The organism is Bacillus sp. V5-8f, from assembly GCF_002863565.1.
Lineage (GTDB): Bacteria > Bacillota > Bacilli > Bacillales > DSM-1321 > Peribacillus.
Window position 1 is genome coordinate 285,293 of sequence record NZ_PGUW01000005.1, and the last position, 19,996, is coordinate 305,288.

General features: G+C 42.4%; 21 protein-coding genes. 5 read left to right on the plus strand and 16 right to left on the minus strand.

Going from position 1 to position 19,996, the window contains the following annotated elements:
- Positions 1 to 54: 54 nt before the first annotated feature.
- From lpdA to CUU64_RS09030, 5 genes are all read right to left on the minus strand, one after another.
- The gene (gene lpdA / locus CUU64_RS09010) at positions 55 to 1,464 is read right to left on the minus strand and encodes a dihydrolipoyl dehydrogenase (RefSeq protein WP_101633226.1); all 1,410 of its coding nucleotides are present in this window, start codon (positions 1,462 to 1,464) and stop codon (positions 55 to 57) included.
- Between the two features lie 4 nt (positions 1,465 to 1,468).
- A complete protein-coding gene (locus tag CUU64_RS09015; RefSeq protein ID WP_101633227.1) occupies positions 1,469 to 2,821 on the minus strand; it encodes a dihydrolipoamide acetyltransferase family protein in 1,353 nt (450 codons plus the stop codon).
- Between the two features lie 146 nt (positions 2,822 to 2,967).
- Positions 2,968 to 3,945, minus strand: coding sequence for an alpha-ketoacid dehydrogenase subunit beta (locus tag CUU64_RS09020; RefSeq protein ID WP_101633228.1), 978 nt, complete (start codon positions 3,943 to 3,945; stop codon positions 2,968 to 2,970).
- Positions 3,946 to 3,948: 3 nt separating this feature from the next.
- On the minus strand, positions 3,949 to 5,064 hold the full coding sequence (pdhA, locus tag CUU64_RS09025; protein ID WP_101633229.1) for a pyruvate dehydrogenase (acetyl-transferring) E1 component subunit alpha: 1,116 nt from the start codon (positions 5,062 to 5,064) through the stop codon (positions 3,949 to 3,951).
- A gap of 550 nt (positions 5,065 to 5,614) precedes the next feature.
- Complete coding sequence (locus CUU64_RS09030; RefSeq protein WP_180954519.1) at positions 5,615 to 6,283, minus strand: YkyA family protein; 669 nt, start codon at positions 6,281 to 6,283, stop codon at positions 5,615 to 5,617.
- A gap of 250 nt (positions 6,284 to 6,533) precedes the next feature.
- On the opposite strand from CUU64_RS09030, the gene CUU64_RS09035 reads away from it, so the two are divergent.
- Positions 6,534 to 6,671 carry a YjcZ family sporulation protein gene (locus CUU64_RS09035; RefSeq protein ID WP_101633474.1) on the plus strand — a complete coding sequence of 46 codons (138 nt, stop codon included), beginning with the start codon at positions 6,534 to 6,536 and terminating at the stop codon, positions 6,669 to 6,671.
- 217 nt (positions 6,672 to 6,888) lie between these two features.
- Positions 6,889 to 7,443: a peptide deformylase gene (def, locus tag CUU64_RS09040; RefSeq protein ID WP_101633231.1), complete on the plus strand. Its 555-nt coding sequence runs from the start codon at positions 6,889 to 6,891 to the stop codon at positions 7,441 to 7,443.
- 50 nt (positions 7,444 to 7,493) lie between these two features.
- Here the strand turns inward: def and CUU64_RS09045 are convergent, their stop codons facing one another.
- On the minus strand, positions 7,494 to 8,261 hold the full coding sequence (locus CUU64_RS09045) for a Cof-type HAD-IIB family hydrolase (protein WP_101633232.1): 768 nt from the start codon (positions 8,259 to 8,261) through the stop codon (positions 7,494 to 7,496).
- Between the two features lie 602 nt (positions 8,262 to 8,863).
- Here CUU64_RS09045 and CUU64_RS09050 point away from each other — a divergent pair.
- Both CUU64_RS09050 and rnjA read left to right on the plus strand, forming a co-directional pair.
- A complete protein-coding gene (locus CUU64_RS09050) occupies positions 8,864 to 9,073 on the plus strand; it encodes a DNA-dependent RNA polymerase subunit epsilon (protein WP_101633233.1) in 210 nt (69 codons plus the stop codon).
- A 3-nt stretch (positions 9,074 to 9,076) separates the two neighbouring features.
- Positions 9,077 to 10,744 (plus strand): ribonuclease J1, encoded by a 1,668-nt coding sequence (gene rnjA, locus CUU64_RS09055; RefSeq protein ID WP_101633234.1) that lies wholly within the window; start codon positions 9,077 to 9,079, stop codon positions 10,742 to 10,744.
- A 179-nt stretch (positions 10,745 to 10,923) separates the two neighbouring features.
- Here rnjA and CUU64_RS09060 read toward each other — a convergent pair whose 3' ends face one another.
- The 10 genes from CUU64_RS09060 to CUU64_RS09100 form a co-directional block, all read right to left on the minus strand.
- The gene (locus CUU64_RS09060) at positions 10,924 to 11,583 is read right to left on the minus strand and encodes a potassium channel family protein (protein WP_101633235.1); all 660 of its coding nucleotides are present in this window, start codon (positions 11,581 to 11,583) and stop codon (positions 10,924 to 10,926) included.
- A 159-nt stretch (positions 11,584 to 11,742) separates the two neighbouring features.
- Entirely contained in the window at positions 11,743 to 12,198 is a 456-nt protein-coding gene (locus CUU64_RS09065; protein WP_101633236.1) for a TlpA disulfide reductase family protein, read from the minus strand.
- 93 nt (positions 12,199 to 12,291) lie between these two features.
- A complete protein-coding gene (locus tag CUU64_RS09070; RefSeq protein ID WP_101633237.1) occupies positions 12,292 to 12,834 on the minus strand; it encodes a peroxiredoxin in 543 nt (180 codons plus the stop codon).
- 258 nt (positions 12,835 to 13,092) lie between these two features.
- Positions 13,093 to 14,235 (minus strand): N-acetyldiaminopimelate deacetylase, encoded by a 1,143-nt coding sequence (locus tag CUU64_RS09075; protein ID WP_101633238.1) that lies wholly within the window; start codon positions 14,233 to 14,235, stop codon positions 13,093 to 13,095.
- Positions 14,236 to 14,338: 103 nt separating this feature from the next.
- Positions 14,339 to 15,049, minus strand: coding sequence for a 2,3,4,5-tetrahydropyridine-2,6-dicarboxylate N-acetyltransferase (gene dapD / locus CUU64_RS09080; RefSeq protein WP_101633239.1), 711 nt, complete (start codon positions 15,047 to 15,049; stop codon positions 14,339 to 14,341).
- A 100-nt stretch (positions 15,050 to 15,149) separates the two neighbouring features.
- Positions 15,150 to 16,031 (minus strand): transcriptional regulator CcpC, encoded by an 882-nt coding sequence (locus CUU64_RS09085; RefSeq protein ID WP_101633240.1) that lies wholly within the window; start codon positions 16,029 to 16,031, stop codon positions 15,150 to 15,152.
- 67 nt (positions 16,032 to 16,098) lie between these two features.
- Positions 16,099 to 17,571: an MDR family MFS transporter gene (locus CUU64_RS09090; protein ID WP_101633475.1), complete on the minus strand. Its 1,473-nt coding sequence runs from the start codon at positions 17,569 to 17,571 to the stop codon at positions 16,099 to 16,101.
- A 109-nt stretch (positions 17,572 to 17,680) separates the two neighbouring features.
- Positions 17,681 to 18,124 carry a cyclic-di-AMP-binding protein CbpB gene (gene cbpB / locus CUU64_RS09095; protein WP_101633241.1) on the minus strand — a complete coding sequence of 148 codons (444 nt, stop codon included), beginning with the start codon at positions 18,122 to 18,124 and terminating at the stop codon, positions 17,681 to 17,683.
- 142 nt (positions 18,125 to 18,266) lie between these two features.
- Positions 18,267 to 18,437 carry a hypothetical protein gene (locus CUU64_RS21920; protein WP_180954545.1) on the minus strand — a complete coding sequence of 57 codons (171 nt, stop codon included), beginning with the start codon at positions 18,435 to 18,437 and terminating at the stop codon, positions 18,267 to 18,269.
- A gap of 123 nt (positions 18,438 to 18,560) precedes the next feature.
- On the minus strand, positions 18,561 to 18,800 hold the full coding sequence (locus tag CUU64_RS09100) for a YkuJ family protein (RefSeq protein ID WP_101633242.1): 240 nt from the start codon (positions 18,798 to 18,800) through the stop codon (positions 18,561 to 18,563).
- A 184-nt stretch (positions 18,801 to 18,984) separates the two neighbouring features.
- Between CUU64_RS09100 and CUU64_RS09105 the strand changes: the two genes are divergently transcribed.
- Positions 18,985 to 19,947: an MBL fold metallo-hydrolase gene (locus CUU64_RS09105; protein WP_101633243.1), complete on the plus strand. Its 963-nt coding sequence runs from the start codon at positions 18,985 to 18,987 to the stop codon at positions 19,945 to 19,947.
- The last annotated feature ends 49 nt before the right edge of the window (positions 19,948 to 19,996 follow it).

The window sequence follows — 19,996 nt, forward strand, 5'->3', positions numbered from 1 at the left end:
AGGAGAACAAGAAAAAAAGCACACATACCTAACGGTAAGTGTGCTTTCTTCGTTTTACTTAATGATATGGATTGGGCTTCCCAAAGCAACTTCCGCTGCTTCCATTGTAATCTCTCCCAAGGTAGGGTGAGCATGGATTGTCATAGCAATATCTTCCGCAGTCATACCTGCTTCAATAGCTAAGCCAAGCTCAGCGATCATGTCGCTAGCACCCGGTCCAGCGATTTGGGCGCCGATAACCAGTCCATCTTCTTTGCGTGTTACAAGTTTCATGAAACCGTCAGCATTGTTTAAGGAAAGTGCGCGTCCGTTAGCTGCGAACGGGAATTTAGACCCAATTACTTCAATACCTTCGTCCTTTGCTTCTTGTTCAGTGTAACCTACTGACGCTAATTCAGGCTCAGAGAATACAACTGCAGGGATCGCAAGGTAATCAATTTCGGAAGCATGTCCAGCAATTGCCTCAGCAGCGATTTTTCCTTCATAAGAAGCCTTATGAGCAAGAGGCGGCCCCTGGACAATGTCACCGATTGCGTAGATATTGCTTACACTTGTACGGCATTGCTTGTCAATTTCAATCAAGCCTCTGTCAGTCTTTTTGATGCCAACCTGTTCAAGGCCGATTTCTTCAGTGTTTGGACGGCGTCCAACGGTAACTAATACATAATCAGCTTCGACTTTCTTTTCTTCGCCTTTGACTTCATATGTTACCACTACACCGTTTTCTGTTTCTTCCACACCTTTAGCCAAGGCTTTGGTTTCAATTTCCACACCTTTTTTCTTAAGGTTGCGCTTAACAAGAGCTGACATTTGCTTTTCGAAACCTGAAAGAATTTCGTCCATACCTTCTAGGATCGTAATCTTTGTACCAAAGTTAGCATAAGCTCCGCCAAGCTCTGTTCCAATATATCCGCCGCCGATTACAACCATTGAAGAAGGAATTTCTTCAAGTGCCAGGGCACCGGTAGAGTTAATAACGCGTTTAGAATATTTGAAAGCAGGCAGCTCGATAGGAGTGGAGCCTGTCGCGATGATTGCATTTTTAAATGTATAGGTTTGAGCTGATGATTCATTAATCACGCGAAGGGTGTTTGCATCAACAAAATATGCTTCCCCACTTACGGTATCAACCTTGTTCCCCTTCAATAAGCCAGAAACACCGCCAGTAAGCTTGTTTACTACTGACCCTTTCCATGCTTGTACCTTTGAAAAGTCAACCTTTACATTTTCTGCTGAAATCCCCATGTCTTCTGAATGCTGTGCTTCATGAAAACGATGGCCTGCAGAAATTAAAGCTTTTGAAGGGATACAGCCTACGTTTAAACATACTCCGCCAACAGTCCCTTTTTCTACGATTGTCACTTTCTGGCCAAGCTGTGCTGCACGGATAGCAGCAACATATCCGCCAGGGCCTGCACCGATGACTATAGTATCTGTTTCAATTGGGAAATCTCCTACTACCATTTTATTACGCCTCCATTAACAATAGTTCTGGATCGTTAAGCAATCTCTTGATGTGGTTTAGTGCATTTTGAGCTGTGGCACCGTCGATGATACGGTGGTCAAAGCTTAGTGATAACGCCAACACAGGAGCAGCAACAATTTCTCCATCACGTACGATTGGCTTCTCGGCGATACGGCCGATTCCCAGGATCGCAACTTCAGGATGGTTGATGACTGGCGTGAACCATTGGCCGCCTGCAGAACCGATATTTGTAATCGTACAGGACGCACCCTTCATCTCGTCTGGAGCTAGTTTCCCATCACGGGCTTTGCCGGCAAGCTCATTGATTTCGTTTGAAATAGCAAAGGTTGATTTACGGTCCGCATCCTTCACGACAGGAACAAGTAGCCCTTTTTCTGTATCGGCTGCAATTCCAATATTATAATAGTGCTTTTGGATGATTTCACTTGCAGCATCATCGATCGATGTATTTAATGCAGGGAATTCACGCAAGGCACTTGTCAAAGCTTTTACCACATAAGGAAGGAATGTAAGCTTGATTCCTTTTGCAGCTGCGATTTCTTTGAATTTCTTGCGGTGAGCAACCAGTTTAGTCACATCCACTTCATCCATTAACGTAACGTGAGGTGCAGTGTGCTTAGAATTTACCATCGCTTTTGCGATCGCTTTTCTAATTCCGCTCATTTTTTCACGTGTTTCTGGATATTGGCCGGCAGGAATAGCTGCAGACGGTTTAATTGCTGCTTTCTCTTCAGGCTGCGCACTTTGAGTTTCAGCAGCTTCTGTTTGTGCAGGCTGTGCAGCTCCACCAGCAAGGAAAACATCGATGTCTTCTTTCATGATTCGGCCGTTGTCGCCAGAACCAGCTACAAGGCGGATGTCTACACCTTTTTCGCGTGAATACTTGCGGACAGACGGCATTGCTATAATACGACGGTTTGGATCCACTTCAGCCTGAGGAACGGCACCGGCTCCTGTTGCACCAGCTGCTTGCTGTGCTGGAGCTTCTTCCTTTTTCACTTCCTGTCCAGCTTCTGCAGTTGCCTGAACTTGGGCTTCAGTCTTTGTGTCAGCTGCTTCCTCTGCATGATCTCCTTTGAATTGCAGATTTTCGTATCCTGGAGCATCAAAAGTTACCAGGATATCGCCGACAGTAGCTACTGTGCCTTCTTCTACAAGAATCTCCTCAACAGTACCTTCTACCGGTGATGGAATTTCCACTACAGCCTTATCATTTTGAACCTCACAAAGTACATCGTCTTCCTGAACTTTGTCACCTGGCTTAATGAACCACTTTACTATTTCACCCTCGTGAATACCTTCTCCGATGTCAGGGAGTCTAAATTGGAATGCCAATGGATTCAACCTCCTATTATTCAATCATAAATACTTGCAACAAAAAAGTCTTTTTTCCGGGCTGCAAGCATAAAATATGTTACTTCCAAGATAATTAAAATGTTTAACGGCGTATAAAAGGGGTTAAACAGTTGGTTAAACATGCTTTAGAAGTTTAATACTTTTTTAGCTGTTTCGATAACATCCTTATAATTTGGAAGCCAAACTGCCTCAGCTTGTGAAAATGGATAAATCGTGTCTGGTGCAGTAACGCGCAATACAGGAGCTTCTAGGCTAAGGATTGCACGTTCGTTGATCTCCGCGATTACTTGTGCTGCGACTCCAGCCTGGCGTTGTGCCTCTTGTACAACCATCACACGTCCAGTTTTTTCAACAGAAGAAATAATTGTATCAATATCAAGCGGTTGGATTGTGCGAAGGTCGACTACCTCTACAGAATAACCTTCCTTCTCCAATTCCTCAGCAGCTTTCAAAGATTCGTGAACCATTGCGCCGTAAGTAATGATGGATAAATCCTTACCTTCGCGCTTGATATCCGCCTTGCCGATTTCAATTGTATATTCTTCTTCCGGAACTTCCTGGCGGAAAGCGCGATATAATTTCAAGTGCTCCAGGAAAATAACTGGGTCATTATCACGGATTGCAGAAATCAACAATCCCTTGGCATCATAAGGAGTTGACGGAACAACTACTTTAAGGCCTGGAGATTGAGTCATAAGCCCCTCTAATGGATCTGAGTGAAGCTCAGGTGTATGAACTCCACCACCGAACGGCGAACGCACAGTAACCGGTGCATTATAGCGGCCGCCAGAGCGGTAGCGCATACGAGCCATTTGTGCGACAACAGAATCCATTACTTCAAATACGAAACCAAAGAATTGGATTTCCATCACTGGACGGAAGCCTGTAAGTGAAAGGCCGATAGCTAAGCCGCCAATCCCAGATTCAGCCAAAGGTGTATCAAAGACGCGTTCTTCGCCGAATTCTTTTTGCAATCCTTCGGTAGCACGGAAAACACCACCGTTAACGCCGACGTCTTCCCCAAACATCAGCACTTTTTCATTATTGCGAAGCTCTGTTCTGAGTGCATCGGTGATAGCTTGTATCATTGTCATTTGAGCCATGGCTTACTTCGACTCCTTTTCTTTATAAAGTTCATATTGTTCTTTTAAGTTATGAGGCATTTCTTCATACATAATTTCCATTAAATCGGTAACTTTTTGCTTAGGTGTATCATCAGCGATTTTAATCGCTTCTTTTATATCTTCTTTTGCCTTCTCAATAGTCGAGTTTTCCAACTCTTCATTCCAAATCCCTTTCTTTTCAAGGAATTTACGGAAACGGACAAGCGGATCCTTTTGCTCCCACTCATTATCAAGATCGGATGTACGGTAACGCGTTGGGTCGTCGCCAGCCATTGTATGTGGACCGTATCTGTACGTCAATGTTTCGATCAGTGTAGGACCTTCGCCGTTTACGGCACGTTCACGAGCCTCTCTTACGGCTGCGTAAACAGCCAACGGATCCATTCCATCAACCTGAATTCCAGGGATTCCCGCAGCGACAGCCTTTTGTGCGATTGTCTCGGCAGCAGACTGCTTTTCAACTGGAGTTGAAATCGCGAAACGGTTGTTTTGTACAACGAAGATAGCCGGCGCTTTGAATGCACCCGCAAAGTTTAAGCCTTCATAGAAGTCCCCTTGCGAAGCCCCACCGTCACCTGTATATGTAATGGCAACTGATTTACTGCCATTTTTCTTCATTCCTAGCGCTACACCAGCAGCCTGGATGATTTGAGCACCGATGATGATTTGCGGAGAAAGTACATTAACGCCTTCAGGAATTTGGTTTCCTTTGAAGTGGCCTCTTGAGAACAAGAATGCCTGCGATAAAGGCAGCCCATGCCAGATTAATTGCGGAACATCACGGTATCCAGGCAAAATGAAATCTTCCTTTTGCAATGCAAACTGGGATGCCAATTGTGACGCTTCCTGTCCAGCTGTAGGAGCATAGAAACCAAGACGCCCTTGGCGGTTTAAAGAAATGGATCTTTGGTCAAGAATACGTGTATAGACCATGCGCCTCATCAATTCCTGGAGCTGTTCATCGCTTAGATCAGGCATTGCCGCTTCGTTGACAATTTCGCCTTCTTCGTTTAAGACCTGAAACGTTTGGAACTGCTCTGCAATAGCATCTTGCTGTTGTTTGACATCAAATTGAGCTTTTTTTGATTTAGAAGCCATCTTGTGCCACCTCATCCTTTCAATTAATAGCTTATATTTTCTATAAAGCATTTTTTCCAATATTCAAAGGGCCGATATAGATGCCAGTTTATCTTTTCCACAATAAAAATTAGTGAAACATGCAGGCATTTTCCGGATTTCCTATGTATCTGTATCATTAGCAACCAGGAAATAAAATGGTACAATGCTTTATTCCGTTCTTAGTTTACCTAACAAAGTCCTATTCGTCAATTACTATGAACTTTAATTTTACAATGTTGGCAGCGTTTTTATATGACGTAATACACAACCCCCACTTCTTAAACTGTTATACAATAAAGAGTAAAACTGTATCACAAAAAACCCACTATGGTGTCCACTTTTGCGCCTGAAGAGTTGATCTAATATAATTTTTTTCCTCTTCTGATAAAGGTTATCCAAACGTTTTTTCCTTTAATCATCATCTTTTAATCCAGCATAATATTATACGACAAAACAAACATTCTCCCATCTCCTGTGGTACCGGCAGACAGAACGGCAAAAAAAACAAGCCCCATTGGACTTGTTTTCGTTATTTTTTATCACTGCTGCTTTCTTTGACTTTAATATCTGCACTCTTATAAAACGCTTCTTTTTCTTTATTATAACGCTCCGTTTCTTGATTGAACGTTTTATTGGCAGCCAATACCTTTTCATAGGATTCGTTAATCTTATTAATTTGTTCTTGAAGCCTATCCATCTTCAAGTCTTTTTGTTTGAATAGCCCGTACAGTTCTTTATCAAGGGCAAGGCTTTCCTTATAAGATTTATACAAATCATGGTGTGCGGCATATCTTTTTTCCATGGTACTTTCTAGCTCGCTGGCACGCTGCTTTAATTCTTTGTCTTCAATATTTTTAATATGATCCTTTACTTTCATGAATGCTTCTTCTGATTCAGTGATACTCTTATGTTCCTTTTCTATTAGTTTTTCGCGTTCTTCTATACTATTGAGCGCATCATCGGATAGCTTCACAATCTGGTCGAAATCCTTCATGCTTAAGCCAATGATTTGCTCATATAATTGCTTTTCCTTTTTTTCCGAAGCTGTAATAGGCGCTTGTTGCTCTTCAAACCCTCTTTCCTTCTCGACTGCTTGTTCAAGAACGGTGTGGATTTGTTCTTCCGGTGACTCACTGCATCCTGTTATAAAAACTGTAATAGATATAATAATGGCTACCAGGCTTGGTCGCTTCAACACTGTAACTCCCCCCATTTATTCACATTTACTACTATAATGGAAAGCGAAACTTTTTGACAATAGGGGTTAAAAACCATTCTCCGTCAAAAATCCCCGTTTCTCTCCCTTTGTCTGTCGTTTTCTGGAAATACCTTTGTCATTTAAATAATTTAAGCTGCTGGGCTACGGCCTATACAAACCTTTCTGCCCTAACATAGGCTATAGTGACTCGTTCCCTTTAAAAGGAAAAAAACTCGAGGAGGAATCTCGAATTTATCAAAATGGTTATGGCTGCTGCTACCCGGTTTCCGGATATGGGTATGGTGGATTTTATCACGGCAAAAACTTTGTATTAATCGTCGTGCTTTTCATCTTATTGATTATCGTAGGTGCTTACTGGGGTGTATAGCACAGGGTTAGGGTTTGTATACCCGGAGTTAAGTCCTTTGTAATCCTTTTTTTCAAACCCCTACGTGCTGTAACTCCTGTGTTTATTGATGCATCGATCTGACCGATTGGCGGAAGATTCTCCACTCGGCCCTTTACCCTCTGAATCTCCCGGCATTACATTTGGGTGCTGATTTGGTAGACTACATAATATATTTTAATTATTCCGAGGTGCAATCATGATCACTATGAAAGATATCATTAGGGAAGGACACCCTACACTTAAAAAACCAGCAGAGGAGGTATCGCTTCCCGCATCAAAGGAAGATAAAGAAATCCTTGCAAGCTTGCTTGAATATGTTAAAAACAGCCAGGATCCCGAAATGGCGGAAAAACATGGATTGCGTCCCGGTATTGGCCTGGCCGCTCCCCAAATCAATGTTTCAAAAAGAATGATAGCGGTACACGTGAAAGATCTTGACGGGACACTGTACAGCCATGCACTTTTCAATCCTAAAATCATCAGCCACTCCGTTGAAAAATCATATTTGGCCTCTGGTGAAGGCTGCCTGTCTGTCGACCGGATGGTACCCGGTTATGTTCCACGCCATGCTAGAATAAAAGTGACCGGTACTGCATTGGACGGGGAAAAGATAACCTTGAAGCTTAAAGGGCTGCCCGCCATTGTATTTCAACATGAAATTGATCATTTGAACGGCATTATGTTTTATGACCATATTGACAAGGAGGACCCGTTTACTATCTCCGAGGACGCAATCATAATTGAACGATAATAAACGTGGCTGACTTAGCAAGCTAAGCCAGTCAGCCACTGATTCACTGATTAAATGAGCCCGAAATGCTTTAAGCCGTTATAAATCCCTTCGTTATCGACATGGCCAGTGACATGGTCCGCAAATTTCTTTACTTCATCTACAGCGTTGCCCATAGCGATGCCAGTACCCACCGATTCCAGCATTTCTATATCATTTAATCCATCCCCGAATGCATAGACATCCTCCATTGCAAAGCCTGCTTTTTCAATTAGTTTCCTTATCCCCTCAGCCTTGGATCCTCCTCTTGGCAGGACATCCATACTGTATTCGTGCCAGCGGATAAACCGAAACTTTTCATATTCTCCTACGTATAGACTTTGTTCCTTTTCATTACAAAATAATAAGGACTGAAAAATGTCCCTGTCATGGTAGAACGATTCATCTTTTTCAGGGTGCGGAAACTGAAGGGACCCTAATGACGTTTCGATTCTTTGGTCATGCTGTACAGTTGCCTTCATCGTTGTTTCATTCATGAAGACCATGGGTGTGTTGTTTGCCTCGGCATCTTTGTGCAGTTTTCGCAGCTGCTCCCGGGACAGCGGATTTTTATATATTGCTTGTCCCTCGAAAACAACAAATTGCCCATTGAAGCTTACAAATGAATGGATACCAAGCTCTTCCCGAAGGTTTTCAAACATAAATGGGGCCCTTCCTGTCGAAATTGCCACGAAAATTTCATTTTCCTGCAGCTGTTTAATCGCGGCCTTCGTTGAAGAAGGAAGCTTTTTTTCATGGTCTAGCAATGTGCCATCTATATCAAAAAAAACAATCTTCATTTCGCCCACTTCCTAACTTCTTATACAACTAATGTCTTTATTTTGATTTGTCAAAAGCAGACATAATATGTACCCATTAAAGCGTTCACCTCGTGGCGTGTCAAGAAATCATTCCTGTAAGCATAGATTTCCATTATTAGTAATGCAAAGAAACCATGAATTGTACATATACTCCTACTATAAACCTTTGCTTGCGGAGCCTACATTAACCCTTTAATTAGCGCTAGGCTAATGGAATAAAAATCAAAAATCTTTCAATACCGCACGTTTGTCCATAAAGACTTATTTACTTTATTTCATATTCCATTAAAATAAAAGATAAGGGGAGCGTGATCCACCATGTTGAAAAAACTGCGAAAAAAGCTGCAGAGACAATGGAATGGATTGTTAAGAAAGAAATCAATCGCATAATCTTATGTTTATTCGGCCCTCCAAAAACTTGCGGAGGGCTTATTCTTATTGTAGAGTCATTAAGTGTCCATCTTTTTTCCATAAATTGAAATACATACATTTGCTGGCAAATCGTAAGGAAAACATGAAAAAATTGTTGTTTTTATATATAATGAAAAAAGCAATTAATTAGATGATAGGAGCGAATATTTATGATTTTTAAAGTTTACTACCAGGCGGATGCATCAGAAGTTGCCATCCGTGAGCATACTAAAACCATGTATGTAGAGGGAGAATCTGTGCGGGATGTCCGTTTGAAGATTAAGCAAGAGCCTTTTAATATTGAATTTATCCAGCCCGTAACAGGCGCCTACTTGGATTACGAAAAGCAAAATGAAGACTTTAAAGTATTGGAGCTATAAAAAATGAAATTTGTGAAAAACGATCAAACAGCTGTTTTCGCCCTGGGCGGTTTAGGCGAAATCGGAAAAAATACCTACGCGGTACAGTTTCAGGATGAAATTATCGTGATTGATGCAGGCATTAAATTTCCGGAAGACGAACTTCTCGGCATCGATTACGTCATCCCTGATTACAGCTATTTAGCAAAAAATGTAGAAAAGATAAAAGGTCTATTCATTACCCACGGGCACGAAGACCACATCGGCGGAATACCTTACCTGTTGAGGGAAGTGAACATTCCTGTTTACGGAGGTAAGCTGGCCCTTGGATTGTTAAGAAACAAACTAGAAGAGCATGGCCTTCTCCGCCAGACTAAGTTAATCGAAATTCAGGAAGATGATGTAATCAAATTCAGAAAAACGTCGGTTAGCTTTTTCCGGACAACCCACAGTATACCAGACTCATATGGTATCGTTGTTAAGACGCCTCCAGGCCAAATTGTGCATACAGGAGACTTTAAATTTGACTTTACTCCTGTTGGCGAACCGGCTAACTTGACAAAAATGGCGGAAATCGGGAAAGAAGGCGTACTGTGCCTACTTTCAGACAGCACAAACAGTGAAGTGCCGCATTTTACAATGTCCGAAAGACGTGTTGGTGAAACCATCGACAATATCTTCCGGAAAGTGGATGGCCGTATCATTTTTGCAACCTTTGCCTCAAATATTCACAGGCTGCAGCAGGTTGTTGAGGCTGCAGTGGTGAACGGCCGCAAAATTGCAGTTTTCGGAAGAAGCATGGAGGCTGCGATCAATATCGGGCTTGATTTAGGATACATTCGGGCACCAAAGGATACATTTATTGAGGCCCAGCAAATCAACAAGCTTCCTGCTAACCGAGTGACGATCCTTTGTACAGGAAGCCAAGGTGAGCCGATGGCAGCCCTGTCTCGTATCGCAAACGGCACTCACAGGCAAATCCAAATTATTCCGGGAGATACGGTTGTTTTTTCTTCCTCTCCTATTCCAGGAAATACCATCAGTGTATCTCGGACCATCAATATGCTATACCGGGCTGGAGCAGAAGTTATTGCGGGTAAGTTAAGCGATATACACACCTCAGGCCATGGGGGCGAGGAAGAGCAAAAGCTTATGCTTCGACTAATTAAGCCAAAATTCTTCATGCCTATCCACGGTGAATACAGAATGCAGAAAATGCACGCAAAGCACGCAATTGATTGTGGCGTTCCTGAGGAGAATTGTTTCATTATGGATAATGGGGAAGTGCTTGCACTGAGTGACAATTCCGCGCAGGTGGCCGGAAAAATCCCTTCAGGAAATGTATACATTGACGGAAGCGGCATTGGGGATATTGGAAACATTGTCCTTCGCGACCGACGGATTCTCTCTGAAGAAGGGCTTGTCGTAGTCGTTGTGAGCATCAATATGAAGGAATTTAAGATTTCTGCCGGACCTGATATTATTTCCCGCGGTTTTGTGTATATGAGGGAATCAGGGGACCTGATTAATGACGCACAAACTTTAATCCAAAAACACTTAAGCAAAGTAATGGAAAGAAAAACCACACAATGGTCCGAGATCAAAAATGAGATTACTGACACCCTTGCACCATTCCTATACGAGAAAACCAAACGCCGGCCAATGATTTTGCCGATCATTATGGAAGTTTAATTTTGCTCAAATCAAAACCCGCTCTTGCCTGAGCGGGTTTTGTCATCTAAATCAAGCAACAAACTAAAGATTAAAAATTCACTAAGTCCCTTTTGTCTGTCCCCATCTCACCGAGGACATTTCAGATTCCGATCCTGATACGGGTTGAAGTGAAACATTTTTTTAGAGTGCCATGATTGCTATTGAAGAACTTTTTTCTCAAATCGGTTGATATCGGTATCTGCCCCAATGACAATCAGAATATCGCCTCTTTTGATCAAGTCATTTGCCTGTGGAGATACAATGATTTCATTTCCTCTTTTAATCGCTACAATATTGATTCCGTACCTTGCTCGGACATCCATATCGATAATGGTACGGCCGTCCATTTTTTCACTTGCCACGATTTCCACGATTGAATGTTCATCGGAAAGTTCTAAATAATCGAGTACGTTATTAGACGATATATTATAGGCAATCCGCCGTCCCATATCCCGTTCTGGATGAACCACATGGTCGGCACCAATCTTTCTCAGGACTTTTTCATGATAATCGTTCTGCGCCTTCACCGTGATATTATTTACGCCTAATTCCTTCAACATTAATGTGGTTAAGATACTGGCCTGGATATCATCGCCAATTGCAACTATTACATGGTCAAAGTTGCGGATGCCGAGGCTTTTCAGGACATTTTCGTCTGTCGTGTCTCCTACAACTGCATGCGAGGCAATCATCGCGAATTCATTTACTCTGTCCTCATCCATATCAATAGCCAAAACTTCCATTCCTTCTTCGGCAAGCGCCCTGCATATACTCCCGCCAAAGCGCCCTAATCCAATAACTGCAAACTCTTTTTTCACGGCGTTACCTCCAAAAAAAATGCATCAAATATAAACATGTTGATATTTTACCACATAGCCAATTGATTAACAGCCATTAGATAGATATGAATGCCGTCACCAAGCCAAGTAACAACAAAAAAAGAAGCTGATGACACTCCCATCAACTTCCCGGATTTATTATTCTGCTTTCTCAGTTTCGTCCAGTACGCGGTTCACACGTTTTTCAAGCATCTTCATTCCGCTGCCGCCAGCCTGGAAGTGGCGAAGCTTTCCCTCTTTATCGAAAACATAATAAGCAGGAACATATTGGTTTTCAAATGCATCGTTCAGTTTTAATTCGCTATCCACAAAAATCGACTGGCTGATGCCATGTTCCTCGGCCACATTTTTGATATCATCTATGTCTAAATCTTTTTCAGAACGTGGCATATGGACTGCTACTACGTTCAATTTATCTTTAAACTTATCCCTGAATTCATTCACTTGCGGCATTGCTTCTTTGCACAGATGGCAGCTTACTGACCAGAAATGGATCAGTGTCGGCTTTTCACCTACCAGATCGTCCTTTGTTACTTCTCCGTTTAACCATGCTGTCGCACCCGTTAATTCAGGCAATAATTCACGTAATTTCATTCTTCGCACCTCCAAGTATATTCCACTTATCAATATTTAAAAAAGGCCTAACACGGGAGTTAGGCCCTTTATTCCGATCATCCTACGTTTAAATTAAAGCGTTTCTTGTCCAGGTCTCCAGTTAGCCGGGCAAAGCCCACCAGTTTGAAGAGCTTGAAGGACACGTAGAGTCTCATCCACATCACGGCCAATGTTATTATGATTAACAACAGAATACATTAATTCACCCTCTGGGCTGATGATGTACAATCCGCGAAGCGCTACACCTTCTTCTTCAATTAACACTCCGTATTCACGGGAAACAACGTGGTTTGTATCAGCTGCCAATGGATAGTTAACATCTCCCAGGCCATTGTCGCTGCGGTCAGTCTTGATCCATGCCAAGTGTGTATGAATCGTATCGGTTGAAACGCCGATCACTTCTGCATCAAGATCTTCAAATTCATCGTATCGATCACTCATGGCAGTAATTTCTGTAGGACAAACAAAAGTGAAGTCCATTGGATAGAAGAATAATACAGTCCATTTGTCATTTTTCATATTTTCTTCCAGGCTAACTTTTCCAAACTCTTTGTTAGGCATTACAGCATCCATTTCAAAGCGAGGTGCTTGTTTTCCTACCATACGTTCCGGCATGAAGAGATCCCTCCAGGTATGTAATTTAGTTAATAGAGAATCCATTTAAAATTCTCATCTATGTTTGTTCAACACTCAAATAAGCCTCCAGCCAAAGCCAACATTGGTTCGCTGACATGAAATGATGCATTCATATCAATTTAAGCTTATCCGACCTTTTTCATCATACCCTTTTTCTCTCTGTGCTAATCGGAAACAAAGACAAATTTTTCAAGTTTTGTGATAATTTTTTTACATTAATGTAAAAAAGAAGGGTGATTAAAATGAGTTGGTAGAATTGCCTTTGAACGTAAAATATTCCGTCAAAAGTGATATCGCCGTCCCTATCGCCCTTTCGTCCGGTGACAGCTTTGAATGGTGCAGGCCGTACTCAGATTCAACCCCCAGCCAGAACATAAAACCCGGAATCTCTTTCAGCATATAGCCAAAATCTTCCCCTGTCATGGCTTCCCGGCATTCATGGACGGTTATGCCTGGCTTTCCCTTTAAAAACTCCATAAATTCTCTGGTAAGCTTTTCTTCATTATATACCTGATGATACATGCTGCCATAATCAATGGAAACTTCACAAGCATAACCAGCCCTAATTCCTTCAGCAAGCTGTTCGATGCGCTTCTTAACCTTTTCCATCGAAGAAACAGATAACGTGCGTATTGTTCCTTCTAATCTAGCCGTTTCTGCGATAATGTTCTGGACCGTCCCGCCTGTAATTTTGCCGATGGTAATAACCGCGGAATCCAGTGGGTTTATGTTTCGAGAGATTATCGTTTGAAGCTGGCCCACAAGCGTACACGCTGCAACCACCATATCGTTCGTTTCATGCGGATATGCTGCGTGGCCTCCCCTTCCCTTCAGGTCTATAAACAATTCGGACGTATTGGCAAAGAGCAAGCCCTCTTTGACCGCTATTGTGCCTACCGGATACTCAGGAGCGATATGGAGCGCTGTTATGATATCCGGCTTCCATTCCTTCATAATATCCGTTTCAAGCATCGGTTCGGCTCCCCCTGGCCCTTCTTCGGCAGGCTGGAAGATAAACAACAAATTATCGTCGATTGGATGTTGGATAAAATGGGTCAATACCCCAAGAGCAATGCTCATATGAAAATCATGGCCGCACGCATGCATGAACTCATCATGTTCCGATGCAAATGGGAGACCGGTTTCTTCATCAATTGGCAGACCGTCAATATCGGTCCGATAGCCGATTGTTTTAGATGGATTGTTTCCATGGATTTTTGCAAAAATGCCCGTTTTCCACGTCTTGATTTCTAGGCGTTCCGACGAAAGGCCGTATAAATAGCCCAATAAGTATTGTTGTGTTTTAAATTCCTGAAAACCAAGCTCAGGAATTTTATGTAAATCTCGCCTTATCTCCACAAAAGAATGGTGCTCTGCCATACTTTGTTTCCTCCTTATAAAGAAGGCGTGGATCATGAATCCACGCCTGTCCAAACTTTATCCATCTGACGCAAGTTTCTCGCGTCGCCCGGGTAATACTCCCTTATAACTGGCGAAGCTCTTGCATAATCTCAGTTTTTGATTTTGTTTTTTCATCAATTTCCTTAATTACTCTAGCTGGTGCCCCTGCAACAACTGAGTAAGGAGGCACATCCTTCGTAACGATGGCACCTGCAGCTACAACGGATCCCTTTCCAATCGTTACGCCTTCTAGTACAACAGCGTTAGCTCCAACCAGAACATCGTCTTCCACGATAACCGGCTTGGCAGATGGCGGCTCAATTACGCCTGCAAGCACTGCACCCGCACCGATGTGGCAATTTTTCCCGACAGTTGCTCTTCCACCAAGAATGGCGTTCATGTCAATCATAGTACCCTCGCCGATTACCGCGCCGATGTTGATGGAAGCACCCATCATAATAACGGCGTTATCACCGATTTCCACCTGGTCACGAATAATTGCACCTGGTTCGATTCTAGCTTTGATGCCTTTTAGGTCAAGCAGTGGAATCGCGGAATTCCTGCGGTCGTTTTCCACAACATAATCCTCGATTTTGGATTGGTTAGTGTTAAGTGCATCGCTGATTTCAGCCCACTCACCAAAGATAACGCCAGTATTTCCAGTGATAAATGTTTTAGCATTCCCGCCAAAATTAATGCCTTCTAGCTGACCTTTTACATAAACCTTTACCGGAGTTGATTTTTTGCTGTTTTGAATAAATGAGATAATCTCATTTGCGTCCATCATTTTCATATGCAACGATTCCCCCTAATATGTATAATTGCTTTTTATAATTTACCAGACTAAAGCATAAAAAATCAAGCAGGAATACTATTTTTACTTTTTCCGGTCTTTAATGCTTATCCCGTATGTGTTCCTGAACAATCTCGGTAAAAGCTTGAACCTGTTTAAGCTGGAAGGAAGATTCGTAGCCGCACATCCATGTATCCCTTTCCAGATAATGATTATGTTCATCGAACAATGGAATTTTAAAGATATTTTCGTCCTTGTCATGCAGTGTGATCGCCGGTAGAATTGCATAACCAATCCCATTGAAAACCATCTGTTTACAGGTTTCGATCTGGTCAACCACAATCGTGTTTTTCGGTGCTGTCTGAAAGTGGCGGAACCACCAATCCTGTATTTCCTGATAGTAATTGGAATCACTCTTGAATTGAATGAACGGCCGGTCCGTTTCAAAAACCTGTTCAAGCCGACCCATTTCTGTATCCACAAGATAAAGCATGTCTTTAAATAAATGCTTCTTAACACCCTTCCAGTCAGGTGTTCCCCTGATAATGCCGATATGGACCTGTCCATCATAGAGAGACCTTAAGATCTCACTGCTCCAGCCGGTGATTAATGAGATTTTTGCATACGGGTATTTTTGCACGAATTTCTTCAATACTTTCGGAAGCCAATTCTGTCCAACTATGGAAGCACAAGCAATTTTCAATGTCCCATACACTTCATGCTCCATTGCTTGAATGCTTTCCTTCACTTTTTCTTCTTTTTCAAGCATTTCATTCGCCAGCTTTACCACTGCTTCTCCTGCCGGAGTAAGGGAAAGCCCTTTTTGTGAGCGAAGAAACAATTTTGTTCCCCACTCTTTTTCAATCGATTGCAGCCTTTGTGACAGTGCCGGCTGTGAGACGAACAGCCTTTCCGAAGCCTTTCTCATATTCATTTCTTGAGCGAGCACTGACAATAGCTGATATTCTGAAAACGACGACACGGTAATCACTGCCTTGATTTAAATTTTTGCCATTCAAAATGATTTTCCTTATTGCATTACAAGTACCTCAGCTTTGCTGCTTTTCTTTCTTAGGCAGAAGCAGTAATAAAAGAAAACTGATTGCTGCAAAAAGGAGAATGATTACATACACGGCCTGAAGAGAATGGGAAAGACCCGATTGTAGTACCTCAACAGCTTTGGCAGGAAGAGCTGCCCGTTCTTCACTGTTTAAGAGCTGGTTTGCCGAATCAATGGTTAATTGTTTTCCAGAATCATTATTTTCTGCCAAATAATCTGCAAGGCGCGAATTCATAACTCCACCTAGGAGGGCAGCCCCTACCGTATTCCCTAGATTTCTCATAAACATATTGGATGCTGTGGCAATCCCTCTTCTTTCCCAGCTTACTGTATCCTGGATCATAACGATAAAGGAAGTCGACGTTAGTCCCATCCCGATCCCAACGAGAAATGAACCGGCTGCCGCAAACAAAGGGCCTGCATCCGGAGGCATGAACGCCAAAACAAGGCTTCCCGCGATTAAAGATATGCCCCCAAGGATCGAAGTGGCCTTAAAGCCAATTTTAATGAGTAAGTGGCCGGCGATGGTGGACGCAATTGGCCAGCCAATGGACATGGCCGTCAGTGTAAACCCTGCAACCGTTGGGGAACGTTCCATCACTCCCTGGACGAATGTTGGCAAAAAACTCGAAAGTCCAATAATCATTACACCAGTTGCGAGTGAGACTATGTTTGCTAGGAGGATTGATTTCTCCTGCCAAATTTCAAAAGGCATCATTGGCTCAGACGTTTTCTGTTCCTGCCTGACAAATAGCGTAAGCGCAATCACTGAAATCGCCGCCAGTCCGATAATCTGAGAGGAAGCCCACGGTAGGTGTACCCCTCCTTCCACAAGGATGAGCATCACTGAAGAGACCGCAAGGGTTAATAGAACAGCTCCCGGATAATCAATATCCTGTTTTTTCTTTTCAATGTGTTCTTTTAGAAAAATCCAAATCCCGACCATTGACAATATGCCAAGTGGAATATTGATCCAGAAAATAAGGCGCCATGTCAGGGATTCCACAAGGATTCCACCTACAGCAGGCCCCAAAACCGCAGAGATGCCCCAGACACTTGATAAGTAGCCCTGCACACGGCCTCGCTCATGTTTTTCATAGATGTCCCCAATAATCGTAGTTGCTACAGGGGCTATCGCTCCAGCACCGAGACCCTGGATAAAGCGGTATATAATAAGCTCCTCCATTGAGCCTGCAAATCCGCATAATAAAGAGCCTATCAAAAAGATGATGATACCAATCGTCAAGATTGGCTTTCTTCCAAATAAATCGGAGAGCTTTCCGTATATAAGCACCGTAACAGCATTCATCAATAAATATCCAGAAAACACCCAGCTATATCGGGAAAAGCCTCCAAGCTCACTAACAATCGCCGGCATCGCAGTAGAAACGATGGTCCCTTCTATCGCCCCCATAAACATGGCCAGCATGATGGCAGCTAGGATAAATGGACGCTTGTCCATACTGTTTCCTTCCCGGAAGGCCCCTGTTGTTTGTCCCATAATCACTTATCACACTCACTGTCGTAAAAATAAACCAGCCTCCGAGTCGGAGGCTTTTTGACTGTTTCTGTTAGCTTTTTGTCTTCCCTGTACCTTCGTACACCCTTTTTAGGACTGCTCTCCTTGTGAGGATGCCTTCAAATACGCCCTCTTCATTTTCTACACAGACAAAAGGATGGTCAATTAAAAGCTGCAGCCCTTTATCCATCATATCTTCCGTACGCAGCCGGGGTATATTGCGATTCATGATTTCCGATACTCTTTTATGGTCCAGCTGTTCAAATTCTATTCTTTGCAATCCTAAAATGGAATCTAAAATAACTGGCGTACTAATTAATCCTTGAAGCTTATACATCGGATCTAGCACAGGAATGGCAGTATAACCGCTCTTAGTCAATACCAGCAGCGCATGCTCCAGATTATTGGCAACCTGAACGTGGGCGACTCTTTCAGATGGAATCAAAAACTCCTTCACGCTCGTTTTTAGCAGTTCATCATCATGTGTACCGATCATGTTCAAACTCCTTACTATATGCTTCTTATTTTATTCCATACTTCTAGTGTATCACAGGAATGGCAAACTTTCTTGTGCTAGTTGCATATAGTAAAGAATTTGATTGCATTGCTATATAAGGTGATTTTAACTTTTAACTGACTCATCCTTTATTCGTTTTAATGTTCTTTCGTTCAAATCCGCAGTCTGGGCAATCGTATATGACGTTTTGATTTGATTGCGCGGTAAGGACAGCATCCATTTTACGCTGGGTGTTGCAAACCGGGCATATTACATCAGGCATATCAATATTCATAGTGATATTGAAATTCATAGTAGCATCCCTCCGCCATTTAGGTTGTGTATTTAGAAGCATTTCATTCCGTTCTGCATTTCCAGCACAAAAAACCCGTTGCACCAACGTGAGGTGAAACGGGTTTTAGCATTTCATTTGTGATTATGATTGAAGCAAGTCAAAAATTTCAATGGTAATCATATCAATGTTATCAAACTGATATTTCGATGATTTCGATTTTTCATTGAACACTTCCAATTCGAACATTTCCGTTTTGCTGAAATATGTAACCTGGCACTTCTTCTCTCCATCTATTTCAAAAAAACGCTGAGCCGATTCAGTTTCTTTTGCTTGTTCTTGAAGATTTTTTAATCTGGTAAGGATGCCTTGCAATTGAGACATGCTACCTCCCCTTTCTATTGAAACGTTTTTCCATAGGTTTCACTATATCATATATTTCTATCCAATAACTACAACCGGCCTGAATTCAGAATAATTGAAATAGTTTTCTTTACAGGCCCATAATAACAGAATAAAATATTAACTGTAAAATGTACAAGAATAAATCAGGCGGGAGTGTTGTTTTTTGGGGAAAATCATCGAAATTGACAAAAGAATTTCATTAATTGACGGGAACGATTTAAACCGTCAACTCCGAACAGGATCCTATTTGCTGAAGGAACGGGATCTCACGATTATTGAAACATCAGCAAGCCCTTCCATCCCTTACCTTTTAGAGGGTCTGTCACAGCTGGAAATCCAGCCTGAGGAAATAAAATATATCATTTTAACGCATATTCACCTTGACCATGCCGGAGGAGCCGGACTTTTACTTGAGAAGTGCCCAAATGCAAGCATTATTGTACATAAAAAAGGCGCAAGGCACCTTGAAGATCCTTCAAGGCTCATAGCAGGAGCAAAGGCTGTTTATGGTGCTGACTTTGACACATTGTTTAACCCAATCATCCCTATACCTCGAGAACGGATTATTATAAAAGAAGATAGGGAAACACTCTCCATCTCAGAAACATCCACACTTACCTTTTTCGACACACCTGGGCACGCAAACCATCATCTCAGTATTTTGGATCATGTCTCAAATGGGATGTTCTCCGGCGATACAGTCGGAATTTATTACAGGGAGTTGGATCAAGATAATATTGAACTGTTCCTGCCAACAACGTCACCTAATCAATTTAATCCTGAGGCGATGCTTGCTGCAGCAGACCTTTATAAGGAACTGGGAACCGAAAAGATTTACTTCGGGCATTTCGGGGCATCATCTAATCCCAGCCAGGTTTACAGTCAATTAAAATTCTGGCTGCCTATATTTCTGGAAACCGCTGTGAAAGCCCATGAATCAAACGAGGCATTCGAAGATAAGCTAGCATCCCTATCTGCGGGCCTCTATGACAGGGTAAGGGAATTTTTGAGACAGAAGGGTATCGAAGACAATCATCCGGTATATGAAATCTTGGCGCTTGATGTACGAGTCTGTTCCATGGGCTTGCTTGACTATCTAATCAAGCAAAAGCAAATGCGATCCTAACGCCAAGCATTACTATCACCAAATTCCATCATTTTAGTTTATAATGGAA